This is a genomic window from Bacillus sp. AC266 (assembly GCF_979253805.1).
Map to the genome: position 1 here is coordinate 644,809 of NZ_CEEDEC010000002.1, position 20,770 is coordinate 665,578.

The 20,770-nt window shown below is 37.0% G+C and carries 22 protein-coding genes; 20 read left to right on the top strand and 2 right to left on the bottom strand.

All coding sequences use genetic code 11. The features are described from left to right. The first annotated feature begins 225 nt into the window (after nucleotides 1-225). Nucleotides 226-789 carry a PRK06770 family protein gene (locus AC0IXC_RS10935; RefSeq protein ID WP_002033955.1) on the top strand — a complete coding sequence of 188 codons (564 nt, stop codon included), beginning with the start codon at nucleotides 226-228 and terminating at the stop codon, nucleotides 787-789. Between the two features lie 240 nt (nucleotides 790-1,029). Here the strand turns inward: AC0IXC_RS10935 and AC0IXC_RS10940 are convergent, their stop codons facing one another. Beyond that, the gene (locus AC0IXC_RS10940) at nucleotides 1,030-1,176 is read right to left on the bottom strand and encodes a YycC family protein (protein WP_001247671.1); all 147 of its coding nucleotides are present in this window, start codon (nucleotides 1,174-1,176) and stop codon (nucleotides 1,030-1,032) included. Nucleotides 1,177-1,226: 50 nt separating this feature from the next. Between AC0IXC_RS10940 and AC0IXC_RS10945 the strand changes: the two genes are divergently transcribed. Then, complete coding sequence (locus tag AC0IXC_RS10945; protein ID WP_002033957.1) at nucleotides 1,227-1,955, top strand: glycerophosphodiester phosphodiesterase; 729 nt, start codon at nucleotides 1,227-1,229, stop codon at nucleotides 1,953-1,955. A 51-nt stretch (nucleotides 1,956-2,006) separates the two neighbouring features. On the opposite strand, the gene AC0IXC_RS10950 is transcribed toward AC0IXC_RS10945, so the two are convergent. Beyond that, on the bottom strand, nucleotides 2,007-2,240 hold the full coding sequence (locus AC0IXC_RS10950; RefSeq protein ID WP_001190193.1) for a DUF2627 domain-containing protein: 234 nt from the start codon (nucleotides 2,238-2,240) through the stop codon (nucleotides 2,007-2,009). A gap of 137 nt (nucleotides 2,241-2,377) precedes the next feature. Here AC0IXC_RS10950 and AC0IXC_RS10955 point away from each other — a divergent pair, with 137 nt between their 5' ends. The 18 genes from AC0IXC_RS10955 to AC0IXC_RS11040 all read left to right on the top strand — a co-directional run bounded on the left by AC0IXC_RS10955 (nucleotide 2,378) and on the right by AC0IXC_RS11040 (nucleotide 20,706). Further along, complete coding sequence (locus AC0IXC_RS10955; protein ID WP_044442647.1) at nucleotides 2,378-4,450, top strand: sigma-54 interaction domain-containing protein; 2,073 nt, start codon at nucleotides 2,378-2,380, stop codon at nucleotides 4,448-4,450. Nucleotides 4,451-4,645: 195 nt separating this feature from the next. Next, nucleotides 4,646-5,545: a phosphate butyryltransferase gene (gene yqiS / locus AC0IXC_RS10960; RefSeq protein ID WP_002033959.1), complete on the top strand. Its 900-nt coding sequence runs from the start codon at nucleotides 4,646-4,648 to the stop codon at nucleotides 5,543-5,545. Between the two features lie 35 nt (nucleotides 5,546-5,580). Next, nucleotides 5,581-6,681: a leucine dehydrogenase gene (locus AC0IXC_RS10965; RefSeq protein ID WP_002015088.1), complete on the top strand. Its 1,101-nt coding sequence runs from the start codon at nucleotides 5,581-5,583 to the stop codon at nucleotides 6,679-6,681. An 87-nt stretch (nucleotides 6,682-6,768) separates the two neighbouring features. After that, nucleotides 6,769-7,872, top strand: a complete 1,104-nt coding sequence (buk, locus tag AC0IXC_RS10970) for a butyrate kinase (protein ID WP_002088555.1) — start codon at nucleotides 6,769-6,771, stop codon at nucleotides 7,870-7,872. A gap of 4 nt (nucleotides 7,873-7,876) precedes the next feature. Then, nucleotides 7,877-9,298, top strand: coding sequence for a dihydrolipoyl dehydrogenase (gene lpdA, locus AC0IXC_RS10975; RefSeq protein WP_002033960.1), 1,422 nt, complete (start codon nucleotides 7,877-7,879; stop codon nucleotides 9,296-9,298). Nucleotides 9,299-9,325: 27 nt separating this feature from the next. Then, entirely contained in the window at nucleotides 9,326-10,327 is a 1,002-nt protein-coding gene (gene bfmBAA, locus AC0IXC_RS10980) for a 3-methyl-2-oxobutanoate dehydrogenase subunit alpha (protein ID WP_002033961.1), read from the top strand. 13 nt (nucleotides 10,328-10,340) lie between these two features. Further along, on the top strand, nucleotides 10,341-11,324 hold the full coding sequence (gene bfmBAB, locus AC0IXC_RS10985) for a 3-methyl-2-oxobutanoate dehydrogenase subunit beta (RefSeq protein ID WP_471652900.1): 984 nt from the start codon (nucleotides 10,341-10,343) through the stop codon (nucleotides 11,322-11,324). A gap of 15 nt (nucleotides 11,325-11,339) precedes the next feature. Beyond that, nucleotides 11,340-12,665 carry a dihydrolipoamide acetyltransferase family protein gene (locus tag AC0IXC_RS10990; RefSeq protein ID WP_340813200.1) on the top strand — a complete coding sequence of 442 codons (1,326 nt, stop codon included), beginning with the start codon at nucleotides 11,340-11,342 and terminating at the stop codon, nucleotides 12,663-12,665. Nucleotides 12,666-13,005: 340 nt separating this feature from the next. Next, nucleotides 13,006-14,184 (top strand): FtsW/RodA/SpoVE family cell cycle protein, encoded by a 1,179-nt coding sequence (locus AC0IXC_RS10995; RefSeq protein WP_000831201.1) that lies wholly within the window; start codon nucleotides 13,006-13,008, stop codon nucleotides 14,182-14,184. Nucleotides 14,185-14,290: 106 nt separating this feature from the next. Then, complete coding sequence (locus AC0IXC_RS11000) at nucleotides 14,291-14,995, top strand: DUF421 domain-containing protein (protein ID WP_088040116.1); 705 nt, start codon at nucleotides 14,291-14,293, stop codon at nucleotides 14,993-14,995. A gap of 73 nt (nucleotides 14,996-15,068) precedes the next feature. After that, the gene (locus AC0IXC_RS11005) at nucleotides 15,069-15,533 is read left to right on the top strand and encodes an NUDIX hydrolase (protein ID WP_002190637.1); all 465 of its coding nucleotides are present in this window, start codon (nucleotides 15,069-15,071) and stop codon (nucleotides 15,531-15,533) included. A gap of 121 nt (nucleotides 15,534-15,654) precedes the next feature. Next, nucleotides 15,655-16,062: a YjdF family protein gene (locus tag AC0IXC_RS11010; protein ID WP_471652901.1), complete on the top strand. Its 408-nt coding sequence runs from the start codon at nucleotides 15,655-15,657 to the stop codon at nucleotides 16,060-16,062. A 143-nt stretch (nucleotides 16,063-16,205) separates the two neighbouring features. After that, nucleotides 16,206-16,619, top strand: a complete 414-nt coding sequence (locus tag AC0IXC_RS11015) for a BrxA/BrxB family bacilliredoxin (protein ID WP_002015097.1) — start codon at nucleotides 16,206-16,208, stop codon at nucleotides 16,617-16,619. Nucleotides 16,620-16,869: 250 nt separating this feature from the next. Continuing rightward, the gene (locus AC0IXC_RS11020) at nucleotides 16,870-17,649 is read left to right on the top strand and encodes a transporter substrate-binding domain-containing protein (RefSeq protein ID WP_002192550.1); all 780 of its coding nucleotides are present in this window, start codon (nucleotides 16,870-16,872) and stop codon (nucleotides 17,647-17,649) included. 36 nt (nucleotides 17,650-17,685) lie between these two features. Further along, entirely contained in the window at nucleotides 17,686-18,345 is a 660-nt protein-coding gene (locus tag AC0IXC_RS11025; protein WP_002067073.1) for an amino acid ABC transporter permease, read from the top strand. Then, the gene (locus AC0IXC_RS11030) at nucleotides 18,338-19,060 is read left to right on the top strand and encodes an amino acid ABC transporter ATP-binding protein (protein ID WP_471652902.1); all 723 of its coding nucleotides are present in this window, start codon (nucleotides 18,338-18,340) and stop codon (nucleotides 19,058-19,060) included. Before AC0IXC_RS11025 ends, AC0IXC_RS11030 begins: the two co-directional genes overlap by 8 nt. Nucleotides 19,061-19,160: 100 nt before the next feature. After that, a complete protein-coding gene (locus AC0IXC_RS11035) occupies nucleotides 19,161-20,129 on the top strand; it encodes an aromatic acid exporter family protein (protein ID WP_002033971.1) in 969 nt (322 codons plus the stop codon). Between the two features lie 16 nt (nucleotides 20,130-20,145). Further along, a complete protein-coding gene (locus tag AC0IXC_RS11040) occupies nucleotides 20,146-20,706 on the top strand; it encodes a L,D-transpeptidase (RefSeq protein ID WP_002067076.1) in 561 nt (186 codons plus the stop codon). Nucleotides 20,707-20,770 lie beyond the last annotated feature (64 nt).

Genomic DNA, 20,770 nt, shown 5'->3' on the forward strand with positions numbered 1-20,770 from the left:
TTAAAACCAATAAACTTTTATTTAATGACCAATGAATTTTAGAATTCGTTGGTCTTTTTATTTTGTTGAGAAAAAGAGGGAGAAGTGATATCGATTTTATCAAAATTATTTGGGTAGATAAAAAGGGTTGTTTGATATTATGGAAAATAAAACCTGTTTTTAGTAATATTACATATAAGTGAGTTTTTTAAGGTAATTAAATAGGTATACAGAGGGAGAAGGGAAATGAAAAACAAAATATTAACTTGGCTAGGAATAGTAGCAGCTATGGGAGTTCTTGCTGTTGCAGTTACATTTGGAATGTTAGAGCTTGCCGATAATCCAGTAGATAAAGAAGTGAGTGCTCAAATAGATAAAAAAGAAGACCCAACGATAGTAGGTAGAGAGGTAGATGGAGTCTTTGTTGATGTGTATGTTACTGAAAATTCTACTGAAAGCGAAGTCATTACAGCGATGTATCACATGACTCATCAAAAAGTAGTGGCAGAACGAAAATCGGGATCCATCCCAATGATTCAAAATAACGCTGAAAAATTAAAAAAAATCATAAATAAGAGTAGTTTTGCGAAGAAAAATGAGCTTGTAGCAATTGCTGATAGATGGGCGAAAAAAGATTTTAGTAAAATTGTAGAAGATCACAATTTTTTCTCGGATGCTCAAGAGGGTAATGTTTGTAAAGCCACTAGAGCGATGGATGCGGTAGAAGAGCAACATTATATTTTAACTACATTCGGGGAGGAAAAAGCGAAAGAACTATACGAATCAGGGGATACTCCGCACGTTCAATAAAAAATAATATGAAGGGCTTCTAGTTTTTTTATTACCTTGCTTTAAGGGGGCAATGGTGACTTGTGAATAAATATTCTGCTTTCTTTATGACTTGTAACAAAAAAGAAGATATATAATTCATTATTAAATGATGAAGTGAAGGCTAAATCGCATCGTAGTACATCTGTTAAAGGATTTTAGTGGGGAAGTCATCCATGATATAATAGATGATAATAAAAAGCCCTGCAAAACAGGACTATATTATTCTTCGTCTTTATTTTGTTTTTCTAATTCAACTAACTTTTGGATTAAAATATGCTGTGGCATATGCATAAGTTGTTCAAGTGGAACACCTAACGCTTTTGATAGGCGGACTGCAGTGTCTGGAGAAATTTGTAATGGTCTCATAGAAGTACCTCCTTTTTCGTATAGTATAGCATAAGATTGGGGGAGTGAGGATGACTCTTATATTTGCGCATCGTGGTGCGGCGGGAACGTATCCGGAAAATACAATGATTTCATTTGAAGCAGCGGAGGCTTTCGGGGCAGACGGAATTGAACTCGATGTTCAATTCACGAAAGATGGAAAAGTTGTTGTTATTCATGATGAAACGGTGGATCGGACAACAAATGGAAAAGGTGCGGTTCGAAATTATTTATATGAGGATTTATGTAAGTTGGATGCGAGTTATAAATTCGGTGACAAAGTAGGTTTTTGCAAAATACCTCTTCTAGAAGAGGTGTTAGAATGGCTCGCAAAAACGAAATTGCTACTCAATATTGAACTGAAAAATAATAAAATCCCATACAGAGGTTTAGAAGAAGAGGTTATAACACTTGTACGTAAGTTTAGTCTAGAGGATCGGATTGTGTTTTCTTCTTTTAATCACTACAGTATGAAGCGATGTCATATGATGGCTCCTGATATTCAAACAGCTATTTTGTATCGTGAAGGTTTGCATAGCCCGTGGGCATATGCAAAAAAGATGGGTGCTACTGCAGTACATCCGAATTATCGTTATCTTCAAGATGCTATCGCTGAATTAACGATGGGAAGTGGTGTGGAGGTTCGTCCTTACACGATAAATGAAGAAACGCTTATGCGTAAATATTTTGATATGAATATATCAGCGATTATTACTGATTATCCTGAAACAGCAAGAACTTTATTACCGATAAAAAAATGAGACCTAATATAATGGTCTCATTTTTTATTTATGATATGTGAAAACTTTGTTTTATCTTCTGAAGCGTGCTTGTACTTTATTTCTCTTACGATCTCTGTGTAAGACGAAGCCGCCGAAGATATAAAACCCGAGTGCGAAGCAAAGAGCGCCGATTAAAAATTGTAACCATAATATAGGGATTGGGGAGAACAAAATCCCAAATACAGTATCTCTCATCAGTTTAATACCAAGCACGGCTAATGAAATGGGGATGAGTGCTAATAATAGAGCGAGGTAACGCTGCATACATAACGCTCCTTTTCAGATTATTTTGTGTATTTTAATGATGTTATATGGAATGGGGGTTTGTCAAGAGGTTGCTGAACGAGTAAGATAAGAATGTGAAAAATTTTGCAGAGATACTTCGAGAGGAAGTGTAATGTATGAAACAAAATGTGTTAATTGTTGGAGCAGGTGAAGGTGGGAGTACACTGCTGAGTCTGTTGCAAAATTCGAATATATTTCAAATTATAGGAGTTATTGATAGTAATCCAATTGCGAAAGGATTACAAATCGCAAAGGAATATGGGACTCCGATTGGTGATAGTGTAACTCCGTTTCTTTCTATGCATATTGATGTAATGTTTGATATGACAGGTGATTATGATTTACATAAAGTTTTATTGGGAAGCAAGCATAAAGACACCCTTCTTATACCAGGGGATATTGCAAAAATTGTTACGAGACTAGCGCACGAGAAGGAAAGTTTAATTGGAAAGCTAGAAGAACAGACGCAACAAGGGAATTTAATTTTAAATTCAACGCATGACGGTATGATTGTTATAGACCAAGAGGGACAAGTTCGTCTGTTTAATAAAAGCGCAGAGCGTATTACTGGATATAAAAAAGAGGAAGCAATAGGGAAATATATTTTAGAAGTTATTCCAACGAGTAAGTTGCTTCGTATTATACGCACGAAAAAAATAGAAGTGAATCATGAACTGACGTTAGAGAATGAAAAAAAGATTATTACAACGCGTATTCCGATATTAAAAGAAGGTGGAGAGGTTCAAGGGGCATTTGCGATTTTTAAAGACATTACAGAAGTTGTAGATTTAGCGGAAGAAGTTACAGACTTAAAAGAAATTCAAACGCTACTTGAGGCGATTATTAACTCATCTGAGGAAGCAATTTCGGTTGTTGATGAGAAAGGAAGAGGACTAGTTATAAACCCTGCTTATACGAAGTTAACGGGTTTGACTGAAGAAGAAATTATTGGGAAGCCGGCTACAACTGATATTGTGGAAGGTGAAAGTATGCATATGAAAGTACTTCGGACGCGCCGAGCGGTACGAGGAATACATATGAAGATTGGGCAAAAAAAGCGAGATGTAATTGTAAACGTAGCACCGGTTATTGTCGATGGAATATTGAAAGGGAGCGTCGGGGTAATTCGCGATGTATCAGAAATTCAAAAGTTAACAAATGAATTGAATAGGGCAAGACAAATTATTCGAACGTTAGAAGCGAAATATTCATTTGATGATATTGTTGGTGATTCAGATGAAACGACGGCAGCTATTGAACAAGCAAAACTTGGAGCGAATACACCGGCAACAGTATTGCTTAGAGGGGAATCTGGTACGGGGAAAGAGTTATTTGCACACGCTATTCATAACAGTAGTAATCGAAAATACAATAAGTTTGTACGAGTAAACTGTGCTGCTATTTCTGAGACCTTATTAGAAAGTGAATTATTCGGTTATGAGGAAGGTGCGTTTTCTGGAGCGAAAAGAGGCGGGAAACGAGGATTCTTTGAAGAAGCGAATAATGGAAGTGTTTTTTTAGATGAAATCGGAGAGTTATCTGCAAATACGCAAGCGAAGCTCCTTCGTGTGCTACAAGAAAAGGAAATTGTGAAAGTAGGGGGAACGAAAGCGATACCTATTAATGTTCGAGTGATCGCTGCGACGCACGTGAATTTAGAAAAAGCTATTTTAGAAGGGAATTTCAGAGAGGACTTATATTATCGTTTAAATAAAATCCCGATTCAAATTCCTTCCCTTCGTCAGCGTAAAGGAGATATACCAGCGATTGCAGAAAGGTTAATTCAAAAAATTAATCAAGACTATGGTCGTAATGTAGAAGGACTCACCGATTCAGCCGTTTCGTATTTACAATCATATGAATGGCCAGGGAATGTTAGGGAACTTGAAAATATTTTAGGACGAGCTATTATCTTTATGAATTATAACGAGATATATATTGATGTACATCATTTACCGCCTTTACATAAAGAAGAACAAGTAGAGACGAAACAAAATAATTTATTACCTGAATTAGAAGAGAAGGCCCTTGAACACCTAGTGACAGAATTTGAGGGGAATATTATCCGTGAATATTTAGAGAAATTTGATGGGAACAAAACGAAGACTGCAAAAGCGTTAGGAATTTCAGTTCGAAACTTATATTACAAGCTAGAAAAGTATGACTGTGCAAAAAATAGCATGCAATAAATTGCGTACCGTGCAATTTATTGCGTGGTATACAAAAAGCGACAAAACGAGACAGAATATTTCGTTGTTTTCCAAAGTATTGATTTTACTGCATTTTGAATGCGTTTTCATTATTGGTAAGACCACTTTTAAAAGTTGGCACGGTATTTGCTTAATGAATAGACGAGGGACGACGGAAAGGGTTGATTACAAAATATGAAGTTAGAACACTTAATTGATCAAGCAGCAGGACAGCCTAAAAAAACTGTGGCTGTAGCAGTAGCTGAAGATCATGAAGTAATTGAAGCTGTAGCGAAAGCAATCAAGTTACAGCTAGCTCAATTTCGTCTATATGGAAATCAAGAGAAAATAATAGGGATGCTACAAGAGCATGGGCTACAAACTTCAGAACATATTGAAGTGATTGCAGCAGCGTCAAGTGCTGAGGCTGCAGAACTTTCTGTTAAATCTGTAAGCAATGGCGAAGCAGATGTGCTAATGAAGGGGAACATCCCAACAGCAAATATTTTGAAAGCTGTATTAAATAAAGAGTGGGGACTTCGTAAGGGCAGCGTGCTTTCACATGTTGCAGCGTTTGAAGTTCCAAATTACGATCGTCTTATTTTTGTTACAGACGCAGCGATGAACATTGCACCTGATGTAACACAAAAAGCTGCTATTATACAAAATACTGTAGAAGTTGCCCAGGCAATAGGAATTGATTTGCCAAAGGTAGCGCCAATTGCAGCGGTAGAGGTTGTTAATCCTGCGATGCAAGCGACAATTGATGCAGCGATGTTAACTCAAATGAATCGCCGCGGACAAATTAAAAATTGTGTCGTTGATGGACCACTTGCTTTAGATAATGCAGTATCACAAATTGCAGCAGAACATAAAGGCATAGTAAGTGATGTAGCAGGTAAGGCAGACATTTTACTCGTCCCAACGATTGAAGCTGGAAATGTGCTATATAAATCACTCGTCTATTTTGCAAATGCAAAGGTAGGAGCGATGATTGCTGGCGCTAAAGCACCGATTGTTTTAACATCACGTGCTGATTCAGCAGAAACAAAAGTATATTCATTAGCATTGGCAGTTGCGACTGCTTCAAAATAAACCAAATAGGGTAAAACAATTAGGGGGAAACGACAATGACATTAGAAATCTTCGAATACTTAGAAAAATATGATTATGAGCAAGTGGTATTTTGTCAAGATAAAGAATCTGGTTTAAAAGCAATCATTGCAATCCATGATACAACACTTGGACCAGCTCTTGGTGGAACAAGAATGTGGACATATGATTCTGAAGAAGCGGCGATTGAAGATGCATTGCGTCTTGCAAAAGGGATGACATACAAAAATGCAGCAGCTGGTTTAAATTTAGGTGGTGCAAAAACAGTAATTATCGGTGATCCACGTAAAGATAAAAGCGAAGCGATGTTCCGTGCATTAGGACGCTACATTCAAGGACTAAACGGACGTTACATTACAGCTGAAGATGTTGGTACAACAGTAGATGATATGGATATTATCCATGAGGAAACTGATTTTGTAACAGGGATTTCACCATCATTCGGTTCTTCTGGTAACCCATCTCCAGTAACTGCATACGGTGTTTACCGTGGTATGAAAGCAGCTGCAAAAGAAGCATTTGGTACAGATAACCTAGAAGGAAGAGTAATTTCTATTCAAGGTGTTGGTAACGTAGCGTATCACCTATGCAAACATTTACACGCTGAAGGAGCAAAATTAATCGTTACAGATATTAATAAAGAAGCTGTACAACGTGCAGTAGAAGAATTCGGTGCAACAGCAGTTGAGCCAAATGAAATTTACGGTGTTGAATGTGATATTTACGCACCATGTGCATTAGGCGCAACAGTTAATGATGAAACTATTCCACAACTTAAAGCAAAAGTAATCGCTGGTTCTGCAAATAACCAATTAAAAGAAGATCGTCACGGCGACCTTATTCATGAAATGGGTATTGTATACGCACCAGACTATGTTATTAATGCAGGTGGCGTAATTAACGTAGCAGACGAATTATATGGATACAATAGAGAACGTGCATTAAAACGTGTTGAGTCTATTTATGACACAATTGCAAAAGTAATCGAAATTTCAAAACGCGATGGCATAGCAACTTATGTAGCAGCAGATCGTCTAGCTGAAGAGCGCATTGCAAGCTTGAAAAACTCTCGTAGCACATACTTACGCAACGGTCACGACATTATTAGCCGTCGCTAATCATTCATATATAACTTTTACAAAAGGTGTGGTTACCTCTTATGAGGTTCCCACTTCCTTTTAAATTTATTAGTGGAGGTAGCAACATTGTCTGTAAATCGAATTCTTGTTATTAACCCAGGTAGTACATCCACAAAGATTGGTGTTTTTGATAATGAAAGACCCGTTCTAGAAGAAACTATTCGTCATGACGTAGAACAGATTGGAAAATATAAGCGAATTATCGACCAATATGAGTTTCGTAAAGAAACGATTTTAGAAGTTCTACATTCTCATGGTATTAACATTTCAAAATTAAACGCTGTTTGTGGGCGTGGTGGATTACTTCGTCCAATCGAAGGCGGTACGTATACAGTAAACGATGCGATGTTAGAAGATTTGAAAAATGGGTTTAGTGGTCATCACGCTTCAAACCTTGGAGGCATTTTAGCATATGAAATTGCTTCTGGATTAAACATTCCTGCATTCATTGTGGATCCTGTCGTTGTAGATGAGATGGAGCCAATTGCTCGTATAAGTGGTATTGCTGGTATGGAACGCAAAAGTATCTTCCATGCATTAAACCAAAAAGCGGTTGCTCGTAAAGTAGCAGATGAATTAAATCACAAATATGAGGATTTAAATTTATTAGTTACACATATGGGCGGCGGTATTACAGTTGGTGCTCATAAAAAAGGAAAAGTTATCGATGTGAATAATGGCTTAAACGGAGAAGGACCATTTAGTCCAGAGCGTGCTGGTACAGTACCAGTAGGACAATTAGTTGAAATGTGTTTTTCTGGTGAGTATTACCGAGACGAAATGGTTAAAAAACTTGTCGGACAAGGTGGACTTGTAAGCCTTATCGGTACAAACGATGCAATTAAAGTAGAACAAATGGTTGAAAAAGGTGATCCTGAGGCAACTCTTATTTATAAAGCAATGGCGTATCAAGTTGCAAAAGAGATTGGCGGAGCTAGTGCTGTACTTCACGGGAAAATCGATGCAATCGTATTAACTGGTGGACTTGCGTACAGTAAAATTCTTGTCGATGAAATAAAAGAACGTGTTCACTGGATTGCAGATGTTATCGTACATCCAGGAGAAGATGAATTACAAGCGTTAGCAGAAGGAGCACTTCGTGTATTACGTGAAGAAGAAGCTCCAAAAGAATATATTGTACGAGAAAAACAAACAGTAGCTAGGGGTTGAGATAATGGCAAGAGAATATGATTTAGTCATCGTTGGCGGCGGTACTGGTGGATATGTTGCTGCTATTCGTGCATCACAACTAGGGTTAAAAACTGCACTTGTTGAAAAAGAAAATCTTGGTGGTACTTGTTTACACAAAGGATGTATTCCTAGTAAAGCTCTTTTACGTAGTGCGGAAGTATACGCAACTGCTAAAAAAGGAGAAGAGTTCGGAGTTATTGCAAGTAATGTAGAACTAAACTTTGCTAAAGTACAAGAGCGTAAAGAGAAGATTGTAACGCAGCTTCATAAAGGCGTTCAGCATTTAATGAAACAAGGTAAAATTGATGTGTTTGAAGGTATTGGCCGTATTCTTGGCCCATCTATTTTCTCTCCAATGCCAGGTACAATTTCAGTTGAACTTGCAAGTGGAGAAGAGAATGAAATGTTAATTCCAAAAAATGTGCTTGTTGCAACAGGTTCTCGTCCAAATTCATTACCAGGATTAGAGTTAGACGGAGAGTATGTAATGTCTTCGGATCATGCCCTAAAAATGGAAACGCTTCCTAGCTCAATCATTATCGTTGGTGGCGGTGTAATTGGTATTGAGTGGGCATCTATGCTTGCTGACTTCGGTGTAGAAGTTACTGTATTAGAATATGCGAAAAACATATTACCACTAGAAGATAATGACGTTTCAAAAGAAATGCAACGTCTATTCAAGAAAAAAGGTATTAAAGTGGTAACTGGTGCAAAAGTATTACCAGAAACATTGGTAAAAGATAATGGAGTAACAATTCAAGCTGAACATAACGGTGAGAACAAAGCATTTAAAGCAGAAAAAATGCTTGTATCTGTCGGAAGACAAGCGAATACGCAAAATATGGGCTTAGAGAACACAGATATTGTTGTGGAAAAAGGATACATTCAAACAAATGAGTTTTATCAAACGAAGGAATCTCATATTTACGCAATTGGAGATGTAATCGGTGGCTTGCAACTTGCTCACGTTGCTTCTCATGAAGGAATTGTTGCAGTAGAACATATCGCTGGTAAAGAAGTTACACCAATTGATTATTCTATGGTATCAAAATGCGTATATAGTAGTCCAGAAGTTGCTTCTGTCGGCTTAACAGAACAAGAAGCAAAAGAAAAAGGCTATAAGTTAAAAGTCGGTAAGTTCTCATTCCGTGCAATCGGAAAGGCACTTGTATACGGAGAATCAGACGGTTTTGTAAAACTTGTAGTTGATGAAGAAACAAATGACATTCTCGGTGTTCATATGATCGGACCACATGTAACAGATATGATTTCTGAAGCTGGTCTTGCAAGAGTACTTGATGCAACACCTTGGGAAGTAGCACATACAATTCATCCGCATCCATCATTATCTGAGGCGATTGGTGAAGCTGCACTTGCTGTAGATGGAAGAGCGTTACACGCATAAAAATGTGGATTTAGGAGGTTATGAAAAATGGCAGAAGTAAAAGAAAAGCGCCATGAAGAGCTTGGCTTAAGTGATGAGCAAGTATTAGAAATGTTCCGTACGATGTTACTTGCACGTAAAATTGACGAACGTATGTGGTTATTAAACCGTGCAGGTAAAATTCCATTCGTAATTTCTTGTCAAGGACAAGAGGCTGCACAAGTTGGAGCGGCGTTCGCTCTTGATAGAGAGAAAGATTATGCATTACCATACTACCGTGATATGGGTGTTGTACTAGCGTTTGGTATGACAGCTAAAGAGCTTATGTTGTCTGCTTTCGCAAAAGCTGGAGATCCAAACTCTGGTGGTCGTCAAATGCCTGGTCACTTCGGTCAAAAGAAAAATCGTATTGTTACAGGATCATCACCAGTAACAACGCAAGTACCACATGCAGTTGGTATTGCACTAGCTGGAAAAATGGAGAAGAAAGATTTAGTAACGTTCGTTACATTCGGAGAAGGCTCTTCAAACCAAGGTGACTTCCATGAAGGAGCAAACTTTGCTGGTGTACACAAACTACCTGTTATTTTCATGTGTGAAAATAATAAATACGCAATCTCTATTCCAGTTGAAAAACAATTAGCATGTAAAAACGTATCAGATCGTGCAATTGGTTACGGCATGCCTGGATATACAATAGACGGAAACGATCCGCTTGCAGTATATAAAGCTGTAAAAGAAGCAGCAGACCGCGGTCGTCGTGGTGAAGGTCCGACTTTAATTGAAGCAGTATCATATCGTTTGACAGCACATTCTAGTGACGACGATGATCGTGTTTATCGTGATAAAGAAGAGGTAGAAGAAGCGAAGAAAAAAGATTCAATTATAACATTTGCAGCTTATTTAAAAGAAGTTGGTGTGTTAACTGAGGAATTTGAAAAACAAATGCTAGACGAAATTATGCATATCGTAAATGAAGCAACAGAATATGCAGAAAATGCTCCGTATGCAGCACCTGAAGATGCATTGAAGCACGTATACGCAGAATAGGGGGGAACGTTTCATGGCTGTAATGTCTTATATTGATGCTATTACATTAGCAATGCGCGAAGAAATGGAACGCGATGAGAAAGTATTCGTTTTAGGAGAAGATGTTGGTAAAAAGGGTGGCGTGTTTAAAGCGACACACGGTTTGTATGATCAATTTGGTGAAGATCGTGCGCTTGATGCACCGCTTGCAGAATCTGCAATTGCTGGGGTAGCAATTGGTGCGGCAATGTATGGTATGCGTCCAATCGCTGAAATGCAGTTTGCTGATTTCATCATGCCAGCAGTAAACCAAATTGTTTCTGAGGCAGCAAAAATTCGTTATCGTTCTAACAACGATTGGACTTGTCCAGTTACAATTCGTGCGCCATTCGGCGGGGGTGTTCACGGTGCATTGTATCATTCACAATCTGTAGAAGCGATGTTTGCAAACCAACCAGGTTTAAAAATTGTTATCCCTTCTACACCATATGATGCAAAAGGCTTATTAAAAGCTGCAATTCGTGATGAAGATCCAGTATTATTCTTTGAGCATAAGCGTGCATATCGCTTAATTAAAGGTGAAGTGCCAGAAGATGACTATGTATTACCAATCGGAAAAGCAGATGTAAAACGCGAAGGTGATGATATTACTGTTATCACTTACGGATTATGTGTTCACTTTGCTCTTCAAGCAGCTGAGAAGTTAGCACAAGATGGAATCTCTGCACACATTCTTGATTTAAGAACGGTATATCCGTTAGATAAAGAAGCGATTATTCAAGCGGCTTCTAAAACAGGTAAAGTTCTTCTTGTAACAGAAGACAATAAAGAAGGAAGTATTATAAGTGAAGTGGCAGCAATTATTGCTGAAAACTGTCTGTTTGATTTAGATGCGCCAATCGCACGTCTTGCAGGTCCAGACGTTCCAGCAATGCCATATGCACCAACAATGGAAAAATTCTTTATGGTAAATCCAGATAAAGTTGAAAAAGCAATGCGTGAACTTGCGGAATTTTAATCGGGGGGACTATACATGGCTGTAGAAAATATCACAATGCCTCAGCTCGGGGAGAGCGTTACAGAGGGTACAATTAGTAAATGGCTCGTTAATGTTGGCGATCACGTAAACAAGTATGATCCGCTTGCAGAAGTAATGACTGATAAAGTAAATGCTGAAGTACCATCTTCTTTCACTGGTATTGTGAAAGAATTAATCGCTGGTGAAGGTGAGACGTTAGCTGTAGGTGAAGTAGTTTGTGTTATTCAAGTAGAAGGCGCAGATGAAGTAGCAGCGACAGCTGTTGAGGAAAAAACAAAAGAAGAACCAAAGGCAGATATAACTACGCCTGAAAAAGCACCGAAAGCAAAACAACCAACTGATGGAAAACCACGTTTTTCACCAGCTGTTTTAAAACTTGCGGGTGAGCATAATGTTGATTTAGATTTAGTAGAAGGTACGGGAGCAAATGGCCGTATCACTCGTAAAGATATTTTAAAGCTAGTGGAATCTGGAAATATTCCGCAAGCAGGTGCGAAGAAAGAGGAAGCGGTAGCGGTAGCAGCAGCAGTAGTAGAAGCGCGTCCAGAAGCACCAAAAGCAGCGCCAGTAGCACAAAAAGTAGAAGCTGCAAAACCAGTTTCTGTACCAACAATGCCTGGCGATATCGAAATTCCAGTAACAGGTGTGCGTAAAGCAATTGCAGCGAACATGTTACGTAGTAAACACGAAGCGCCACATGCTTGGATGATGATTGAAGTAGATGTGACAAACCTTGTGTCATACCGTAATTCAATTAAAGGTGATTTCAAAAAGCGCGAAGGTTTTAATTTAACGTTCTTTGCTTTCTTCGTAAAAGCAGTAGCACAAGCGTTAAAAGAGTATCCTCAAATCAATTCAATGTGGGCTGGCGATAAGATCGTTCAGAAGAAAGATATTAACCTTTCTATCGCTGTTGCAACAGAGGATGAACTATTTGTACCAGTAATTAAACACGCGGACGAGAAGACGATTAAAGGTATCGCTCGTGAAATTACAGAGCTTGCAGGAAAAGTACGTACGAAATCGTTAAAAGCGGACGAAATGCAAGGCGGAACATTTACAATTAATAACACAGGATCATTCGGTTCTGTTCAATCTATGGGTATTATTAATTACCCACAAGCGGCTATTTTACAAGTTGAATCAATTGTAAAACGTCCAGTAATTATGGATAACGGTATGTTCGGTGCTCGCGACATGGTTAACTTATGTTTATCACTTGACCACCGTGTACTAGATGGCCTAATTTGTGGTAAGTTCTTAGGACGTGTAAAAGAAATTCTAGAAAATACGTCAGAAAATAATACATCTGTATATTAATAAAAAGCTCGCTTATGCGAGCTTTTTATCATCTTATTTCTTCATTTGCATCCTACTATATGTACAACACTTTTCCCAGCAATCTTACAATGAACGAGTATGTATTAGAAATTTACGAAAATACATTGCTGATATATGGTATATAGATATAAAATAAGAAAAGAATAATTTTTTTGGCAAATCTTACTGACGAAACTGTAGTATAATATATTGTATTGTATGAAAAAGAGAGTTATTCTATATAAGTGTTTTATAGATAATGTGTAATCAGTCGTCAAAACATGAAGAATGTTGACTCCTGGTTTTTTATTTTGCTGTAACAATGTTTCAGGAGGATGTCATGAAAAGAAGTACCGAGTTTCTAAAAAGTTTAGATGTAAAATTAATATTAATTTTGTTAGCATTATGTGTTACGAGTATAGCTGCTATATATAGCAGTCAGCAAACTGGCCAATATGGAGAGGCAAACTTTGCGATGAAACAGGGTTTGAACTACATAATTGGAGTTGTATTGTTATTGCTTGTTGCAAGCATCGACTTAGATCAATTACAAAAATTGTCTTGGCCACTTTATATCGTCGGATTTGGTTCACTTATTCTTTTGAAAATACTACCGGTTTCCACTTTCACACCTGAAAAATTAGGTGCAAAAAGATGGTTTGTATTTCCGTTAGTTGGACAAATTCAACCATCTGAGTTTTTCAAAATTTCATTGCTTCTCGTAGTAGCAAGTATAGCAGTGAAACATAATGCACAGTATATGGCAAGGACATTCCAAACGGATTTACAATTAGTAGGTAAAATTGTGCTTGTATCCCTTCCGCCCATGGCTGTTGTATATAGCCAACCGGATACAGGGATGGTGTTCTTATATGCTGCTGCAATTGCATGTATTTTATTTATGTCAGGTATTCAGAAGAAATTGATAGCGTTATGTACAGTTATTCCAGTCACCATATTATCGGCGTTAATATTTATTTACGTAAGGTATGAGGATTTCTTCTTTAATAAGTTAGTTACGTTACTAAAACCTCACCAACAATCACGTATTTTAGGTTGGTTAGATCCATTTGAACATACAGATCAAGGTTATCAAACACAGCAATCGATTTTAGCTGTAGGTAGTGGTGGTATGGAAGGGAAAGGATTTGGCGAAGGGAACGTCTATATCCCTGAGAAGCATACTGACTTTATTTTCGCTACAATTGCCGAAGAAGGTGGATTTATCGTAGCCGCGTTAGTTGTGTTCTTGTTCCTATTACTGCTATATCGAACAATTATTATCGGTTATTCTGCTGATAATTTATTCGGTACATTATTATGTGCTGGGTCTATTGGTATATTAACAGTTCAAATATTCCAAAATATTGGTATGATCGTCGGATTAATGCCTGTAAAAGGGATTGCATTACCTTTCTTATCGTATGGGGGAAGTTCCTTATTCTCGAATATGATTATGATGGGGCTCATATTGTCCGTACGGAAAACGTATAAAAAATATATGTTTTCAGTTAAGTAAAAAAGCTAGTTCGTGTAAAAACGAACTAGCTTTTTTACATATATGCTCTTAAACGTTGCAAACTAAAACAGAATAGCAGTTTGAGACGGGTAAGGAGTGCAAAGTGATGCATATGCATATTTTTGAAGGGGCACGGCATCTTTCTAATAGTGAATGGGTTATTCGGGCTATCATAGCATACATATTTTTAATATTAGTTGCGAAAGCGATGGGGCAAAGGTCCATCGCGCAACTTCGTTTTTTAGATGTTGTATTAGTATTATTGCTTGGTGGGAATATTTCTAACGCATTATCTGATGAAAAAGTGGGGTTACTCGGCTCGATGATTACAACGTTCATACTCGTTGTACTTCACATTATAAGCTCAGTCTTAATGTTGAAATGGGATAGATGGAGACGCTTTTTAGAGCCAGCACCTATTATTCTTATACACGATGGTTCCATTGATTTTAGCAATTTGAAAAAAGCGAGAATTACGGTGGAATATTTATTTTCGGAACTTCGTATGCGAAATGTGAGCGATATTCAAACGATTAAATTAGCATTGTGGGAAGCGAATGGTGTTGTTTCTATATTTCGGTATCCAGAATATGAAGCAGTTTCGCGGCTTGATCTGAAAGTGGCGGGAAGAAGATCTCCAGTTTCTTTTGTATTAGTAAAGAATGGGAGGATTCAGCAAGATGTTCTAGCTTTAGTAGGAAAAACAGAAGAGTGGGCGAGAGAATTTCTAGAGAAGAGTGCAGAAGTCGAATCCATTATGTTAGCTACAGTAGATGAAGCTCATAAAATAAATATTTTGTTAAAAAAATGAAAAATATACGCATTTTGTCGTTTCATACATATGATACAATAGTGTGGACAACGAAAAAATGGGAGGTGTTTCCATGGGATATGTAGAGGAATTACGAAAAGTAGTTGGTCATCGCCCTTTAATTTTAGTTGGTGCTGTTGTACTCGTTATAAATGAAAGTGGATATGTATTATTACAGCAAAGAACAGAGCCTTACGGAAAATGGGGGTTGCCTGGCGGGCTAATGGAGCTTGGTGAATCACCAGAAGAAACAGCTTACCGTGAAGTATATGAAGAGACAGGAATAGAAGTAAAGAACCTCCGATTAATCAATGTATTTTCTGGAGCGAACTATTTTTCAAAATTAACAAACGGTGATGAGTTTCAATCCGTAACGACAGCCTATTATACCGATGAATACGAAGGGAATTTTGTTATGAATAAAGAAGAAGCGGTTCAGCTTACATTCTTCCCACTAACAGAACTACCTGACTATATTGTAGGATCGCATAAAAAAATGATTGGTGAATATATAAAAATTATGGGAAATAAGATATAATATAATGAAAGAGATACAAAAACACAGTTCTGGTCGGTAGTCCAGACGCATGATTTCATGTCAGTAACCTTCCCCTCCGGGATGTCCAGTATTTCTAATTTTTTTAAAGGAGGGGCTGTCAATGGATTTGACAGTATATCACGATGGTCAATTTTTCGTAGGAATTATTACGCATAAAGAAAAAGGAAAATTGTATGGAGCAAGGTATATTTTTGGAATGGAACCTTCAGATGAAGAAGTACTTATATTTGTGAATGGTCCAATGTTAGCATATTTCCAGCACGTTGCAAAATGCGGTGTGGAAGTGAAAGAAAAACAGCGTCCAAAAAATATAAAATGTACCATACGACAAGCGGCAAAAGAAGTAAATGTAAAACGTTTTACTAAGGCACAAGAAGCGATTAGTTTATCTTATGAATTGTATAAACAAGAAAAGAAAGTGCAGTCTAAAGAGAAGCGAGAAGCTGAAAGACAAAGAAGACGTTTAATTAAAGTACAAAAAGCAAAGCAAAAGCATCGTGGCCATTAAAAAAAGGTGTTAGAGCAAGGGCTCTAACACCTTTTCTATGCCTAAATACAAGTAAACTTACTTGTATTTCATAAACATTAACTGGTAAGATACAAATAGGTAGAATTAGAGGAGGGAAAAGATTGATTAACTTTAACTTTTTTATGAATGATGTTGTCCGTCAAGCGCGTGAAGAGATTGTCTCTGCGGGATATACAGAATTGACGACACCAGAAGCAGTCGAAGAAGCATTTAAAAGAAATGGTACAACACTTGTAATGGTAAACTCTGTATGTGGTTGTGCAGGTGGCATTGCTCGTCCTGCTGCTGCACATTCCGTACATTATGATAAACGCCCTAACCACCTTGTAACGGTATTTGCGGGTCAAGATAAAGAAGCAACAGCAAGAGCTCGTGAATATTTTGAAGGATATCCACCTTCATCTCCATCATTTGCGTTATTGAAAGATGGAAAAATTGTAACGATGGTAGAACGTCATGAAATTGAAGGTCATGAACCAATGCAAGTAATTGCAAAACTACAATCTTATTTCGAAGATAATTGCGAAGAACTATAAGGAAGAGAAAAAGGCGGTACGTCCACAATCAAGTGGGTGTACCGCCTTTTTTATTTAGTTTTTAAAATAATTAAACATGCAGGAAGTTGTTATTTTATGCATGTTTTTATACATTAACAACAGCTTTAATACTGTTTTTATATTTATTTTTATTTTATATATTGCATAAAAATTAAAGTGCTGATACAATACAAACATCGAATAAATATTCTATTAAACTTTTAAATATACATTATTAGGGGGAAGAAAGATGAAGAAGTTATTATCAATATCGTTTGCACTTATTTTAATTGTAAGTATGTTCAGTGCTTGTAGTAATGGGGAAGAAAAGGCTACGGGAAAAAATAAAAAAGTACTCGTTATGGGGACTTCAGCAGACTATAAACCGTATGAATACGTGGAAGCTTCAAAAAGTGATGAAATTATCGGCTTTGATGTTGATATTGCCAAATATATCGGAAAAGAACTTGGATACGAAGTGAAAGTGAAAGACATGGATTTCGGCGGATTATTAGCATCTCTTAATTCAGGAAAAGTTGATTTCGTTATGGCGGGTATGACGCCAACTGCAGAGCGTAAAAATAATGCTGATTTCACAGATATATATTTTGTTGCAAAAAATATGATCGTTTCAAAAAAGGGCTCTAATATTAAATCGTTAGAAGATTTAAAAGGGAAAAAAGTAGGAGTACAAACAGGATCAATTCAAGAAGAAAAGGCAAAAGAATTTCAGAAACAAGTCGATTTCAAAGCTGAGGGACGTGACCGTATACCAGAAATCGTACAAGAAATTAAAGCTGGTCGTTTTGACGCTGCAATTATAGAAGACACAGTTGCAAAAAATTATTTAGAAAAAATGAAAGAACTACAAGGAATTGAAATTCAAGAAGCACCAGAAGAAGTAGGTGCAGCAATTGCTCTTCCGAAAAATAGTGATAAAACAGAAGAATTTAATAAAGTAATTAAGAAAATGCAAGAAAATGGAGAAATGGATAAATTAGTGAAGAAATGGTTTGGCAGCGGAAAATAAGCTGCCTTTCACTTTTCTGTGAGGGGAATGAAAAGGATGAATCTAGATTTTTCGGCAATTACGCCTTCAATACCATATATATTAAAGGGATTAGAAGTTACATTGAAAATTGTAGCTGCATCAGCTGTGGTAGGATTTATTTTAGGAACGTTATTAGCACTTTGCAAAATTGCTAGAATACGAGTATTAAATATTGCAGCAGATATTTATACGTCAATATTTCGTGGCACACCGCTAGTATTACAATTAATGATTATTTATTTCGGTGTTCCGCAAATGATGGGTTATGAGATACCGGCCTTTTTAGCAGCTGTACTTGCATTTAGCTTAAATTCAGGTGCATATATGTCAGAAGTAATTCGTGCCGGCATTCAAGCAGTCGATAAAGGACAAACAGAAGCAGCAATGGCTTTAGGTATTCCGTACAGTAAAATGATGAGAAATATTATTTTTCCTCAAGCTTTAAAAAATATATTACCAGCACTTGTGAATGAGTTTGCGACACTTACGAAAGAGTCGGCTGTAGTAACCGTAATAGGAGCGACTGATTTAATGCGCCGTGCTTATATTGTAGGTGGTGAAACATTTAAATATCTTGAGCCATTACTTTTTGTTGGACTTATTTATTATATATTAGTAATTATTCTTACATTAGTTGGGAAAGCCATTGAAGGGAGAATGAAGAAAAGTGATTAAAATTGACAACCTTCATAAATCATTTGGGAAAAATGAAGTATTAAAAGGAATTACAACAACGATTGAGAAAGGAGAGGTTGTTGCAATTATTGGACCGTCTGGATCTGGAAAGTCAACGTTTTTACGCTGTATGAATGTATTAGAAGCGCCGACAGATGGTCACATTTGGATTGGAACGGAAGAAGTAACGAATCCGAAAACAAATATTATGCACGTTCGTGAAAATGTCGGAATGGTATTTCAACATTTTCACTTATTCCCTCATATGACTGTATTAGAAAATATTATGTATGCTCCTATCAATGTAAAAGAAGTAACGAAGCAAGAAGCTGAAAAAAAAGCTGAGAAACTTCTAGAAAAAGTGGGGTTATTAGATAAGAAAGATGCATATCCAAATCGTCTTTCAGGAGGACAAAAGCAACGTGTAGCAATTGCAAGAGCGTTAGCGATGGAACCGGAAGTTATGTTATTTGATGAACCGACCTCTGCGCTAGATCCAGAAATGGTGAAAGAAGTGTTAGAAGTTATGAAATCATTAGTTACGACAGGAATGACGATGGCAATCGTTACACATGAAATGGGATTTGCAAAAGAAGTAGCAGACCGTGTTCTCTTTTTAGATGGTGGAAAGCTCGTAGAAGATAGTAATCCGGAAGAGTTTTTTACAGCACCAAAAAGTGACCGTGCAAAAGAATTTTTGCAAAAGATATTGTAATATGTGAAGGGTACGTGAATAATAGGTAGAAAAGGATGACATTGCGTCATCCTTTTTTTATACTAACTGTAAATACGTTTATACATATAGGGGTAATGATATGTTTAAAATTGGATATAGAACAGTGAAAACAGCGCTTGGAACGGGAGCGGCAGTTTTTATTGCTCAGTTATTAGGATTAGAATTTTATAGTTCAGCTGGTATTTTAGTCATTTTATGTGTGCAAAATACGAAACGAAAATCCGTTCAAGTATCGTTGCACCGTTTTTTAGCTTGTGTATTATCGATGGTATTTGCGTTTTGTATTTTTGAAACGATTGGTTATACACCACTTGCGATTAGCGTATTACTGCTTACCTTTATTCCAACTGCAGTTATGTGCAAAATTCAAGAAGGGATTGTCACGAGTTCGGTTATCGTTATGCATCTGTATTCATTAAAGCAAATTACATGGTCTATAGTTGGTAATGAAATTGCTATATTAACGATTGGAATTAGTGTCGCTTTATTAGTAAACATGTACATGCCAAGCAGTGAGAATAAACTGAAAGAGTATCAAGGGAAAATAGAAGAGCATTTCAGAACGATTTTGTTTGAAATGGTCGTTTATTTACGGAATCGAGATAGTAATTGGAGTGGGGCCGAATTAATTGAAACAGAAATGATGCTGAAAGAAGCGAAAGATTTATCATTTAAAAAACTTGAGAATGAATTTATGCGTGAAGATGACTATTATTATCGGTATTTTGATATGCGTATGCAACAATTTGAAATTTTGGAGCGCATGATACCATTAGCTGCATCACTATCTTGGACGTATGAACAAGCTGATATGATTGCAGACGTAATTGAAAATATAGGGAATTCTATTCGACCTGAAAGTACAGGGGTCATTTCGTTAAGACAACTTCAAGAAATGCGAGAAGTATTTAGAGAAATGCCTTTACCAGTCTCGCGAGAAGAATTTGAAATACGTGCAAAACTTGTTCAACTTGTTTATGAGATGGAGCAATATTTACTCATTAAAAGTCGTTTTAAGGGAAAGGATAATATAAAAGAACTTATTTAGAAGGTAGGAACTATATATGCCGTATCTTCTTTCTTTAGTATTATGTCTTTCTCTATCACCGATCTGGCCTCTTGGTGATAACCCACGTGCTGGAGATCCTTTTATAATTGTAAATAAAGCAACGAATAAACTAGCTTATATCGATGATGGGAAGATCCAAAAGGTTTTTCCAGTAGCGACAGGGAAAACAAATGAATTAACCCCAGAAGGAACCTTTGACATTGTATTGAAGGCGAAGGATCCCTATTATATTGCGAAGGATATTCCTGGGGGCTCTCCAAAAAATCCACTTGGATCGAGGTGGATGGGATTTAATGCAAGAGGAACGGATGGAAGTAAGTATGGGATACACGGGACAAACCAGCCTAGTTCAATTGGAAAATATATTTCGCAAGGATGTATAAGAATGAAGAAACATGATGTGGAATATTTGTTTGATCGTATTCCAATTGGAACGAAAGTATCGATTGTGAAATCGAAAAAAACATTTCAGCAATTGGCGAAGGAAAAAGGGGCCATAGTATTTGGAAAAGTCAACGAAACGGTTGGCTTTTTCTTTTATTATAAGTTGTCTTGACATGTGTACATAACCATGCGTTAATGAGAATATATAAAGATAATTGAGTAAAGGGGTTGCTCAT

Bases quoted from the DNA above. Each gene is read 5' to 3' on its own strand.
- bfmBAB (WP_471652900.1), top strand. From the start codon at position 10,341: ATGGCTGTAATGTCTTATATTGATGCTATTACATTAGCAATGCGCGAA.
- AC0IXC_RS11005 (WP_002190637.1), top strand. From the start codon at position 15,069: ATGGGATATGTAGAGGAATTACGAAAAGTAGTTGGTCATCGCCCTTTA.
- AC0IXC_RS11035 (WP_002033971.1), top strand. From the start codon at position 19,161: ATGTTTAAAATTGGATATAGAACAGTGAAAACAGCGCTTGGAACGGGA.
- lpdA (WP_002033960.1), top strand. From the start codon at position 7,877: ATGGCAAGAGAATATGATTTAGTCATCGTTGGCGGCGGTACTGGTGGA.
- AC0IXC_RS11020 (WP_002192550.1), top strand. From the start codon at position 16,870: ATGAAGAAGTTATTATCAATATCGTTTGCACTTATTTTAATTGTAAGT.
- AC0IXC_RS11000 (WP_088040116.1), top strand. From the start codon at position 14,291: ATGCATATGCATATTTTTGAAGGGGCACGGCATCTTTCTAATAGTGAA.
- AC0IXC_RS10990 (WP_340813200.1), top strand. From the start codon at position 11,340: ATGGCTGTAGAAAATATCACAATGCCTCAGCTCGGGGAGAGCGTTACA.
- AC0IXC_RS11040 (WP_002067076.1), top strand. From the start codon at position 20,146: ATGCCGTATCTTCTTTCTTTAGTATTATGTCTTTCTCTATCACCGATC.
- bfmBAA (WP_002033961.1), top strand. From the start codon at position 9,326: ATGGCAGAAGTAAAAGAAAAGCGCCATGAAGAGCTTGGCTTAAGTGAT.
- AC0IXC_RS10995 (WP_000831201.1), top strand. From the start codon at position 13,006: ATGAAAAGAAGTACCGAGTTTCTAAAAAGTTTAGATGTAAAATTAATA.
- yqiS (WP_002033959.1), top strand. From the start codon at position 4,646: ATGAAGTTAGAACACTTAATTGATCAAGCAGCAGGACAGCCTAAAAAA.
- AC0IXC_RS10955 (WP_044442647.1), top strand. From the start codon at position 2,378: ATGAAACAAAATGTGTTAATTGTTGGAGCAGGTGAAGGTGGGAGTACA.
- AC0IXC_RS10940 (WP_001247671.1), bottom strand. From the start codon at position 1,176: ATGAGACCATTACAAATTTCTCCAGACACTGCAGTCCGCCTATCAAAA.
- AC0IXC_RS10945 (WP_002033957.1), top strand. From the start codon at position 1,227: ATGACTCTTATATTTGCGCATCGTGGTGCGGCGGGAACGTATCCGGAA.
- AC0IXC_RS11025 (WP_002067073.1), top strand. From the start codon at position 17,686: ATGAATCTAGATTTTTCGGCAATTACGCCTTCAATACCATATATATTA.
- AC0IXC_RS11015 (WP_002015097.1), top strand. From the start codon at position 16,206: ATGAATGATGTTGTCCGTCAAGCGCGTGAAGAGATTGTCTCTGCGGGA.
- AC0IXC_RS10950 (WP_001190193.1), bottom strand. From the start codon at position 2,240: ATGCAGCGTTACCTCGCTCTATTATTAGCACTCATCCCCATTTCATTA.
- AC0IXC_RS10935 (WP_002033955.1), top strand. From the start codon at position 226: ATGAAAAACAAAATATTAACTTGGCTAGGAATAGTAGCAGCTATGGGA.
- AC0IXC_RS10965 (WP_002015088.1), top strand. From the start codon at position 5,581: ATGACATTAGAAATCTTCGAATACTTAGAAAAATATGATTATGAGCAA.
- AC0IXC_RS11010 (WP_471652901.1), top strand. From the start codon at position 15,655: ATGGATTTGACAGTATATCACGATGGTCAATTTTTCGTAGGAATTATT.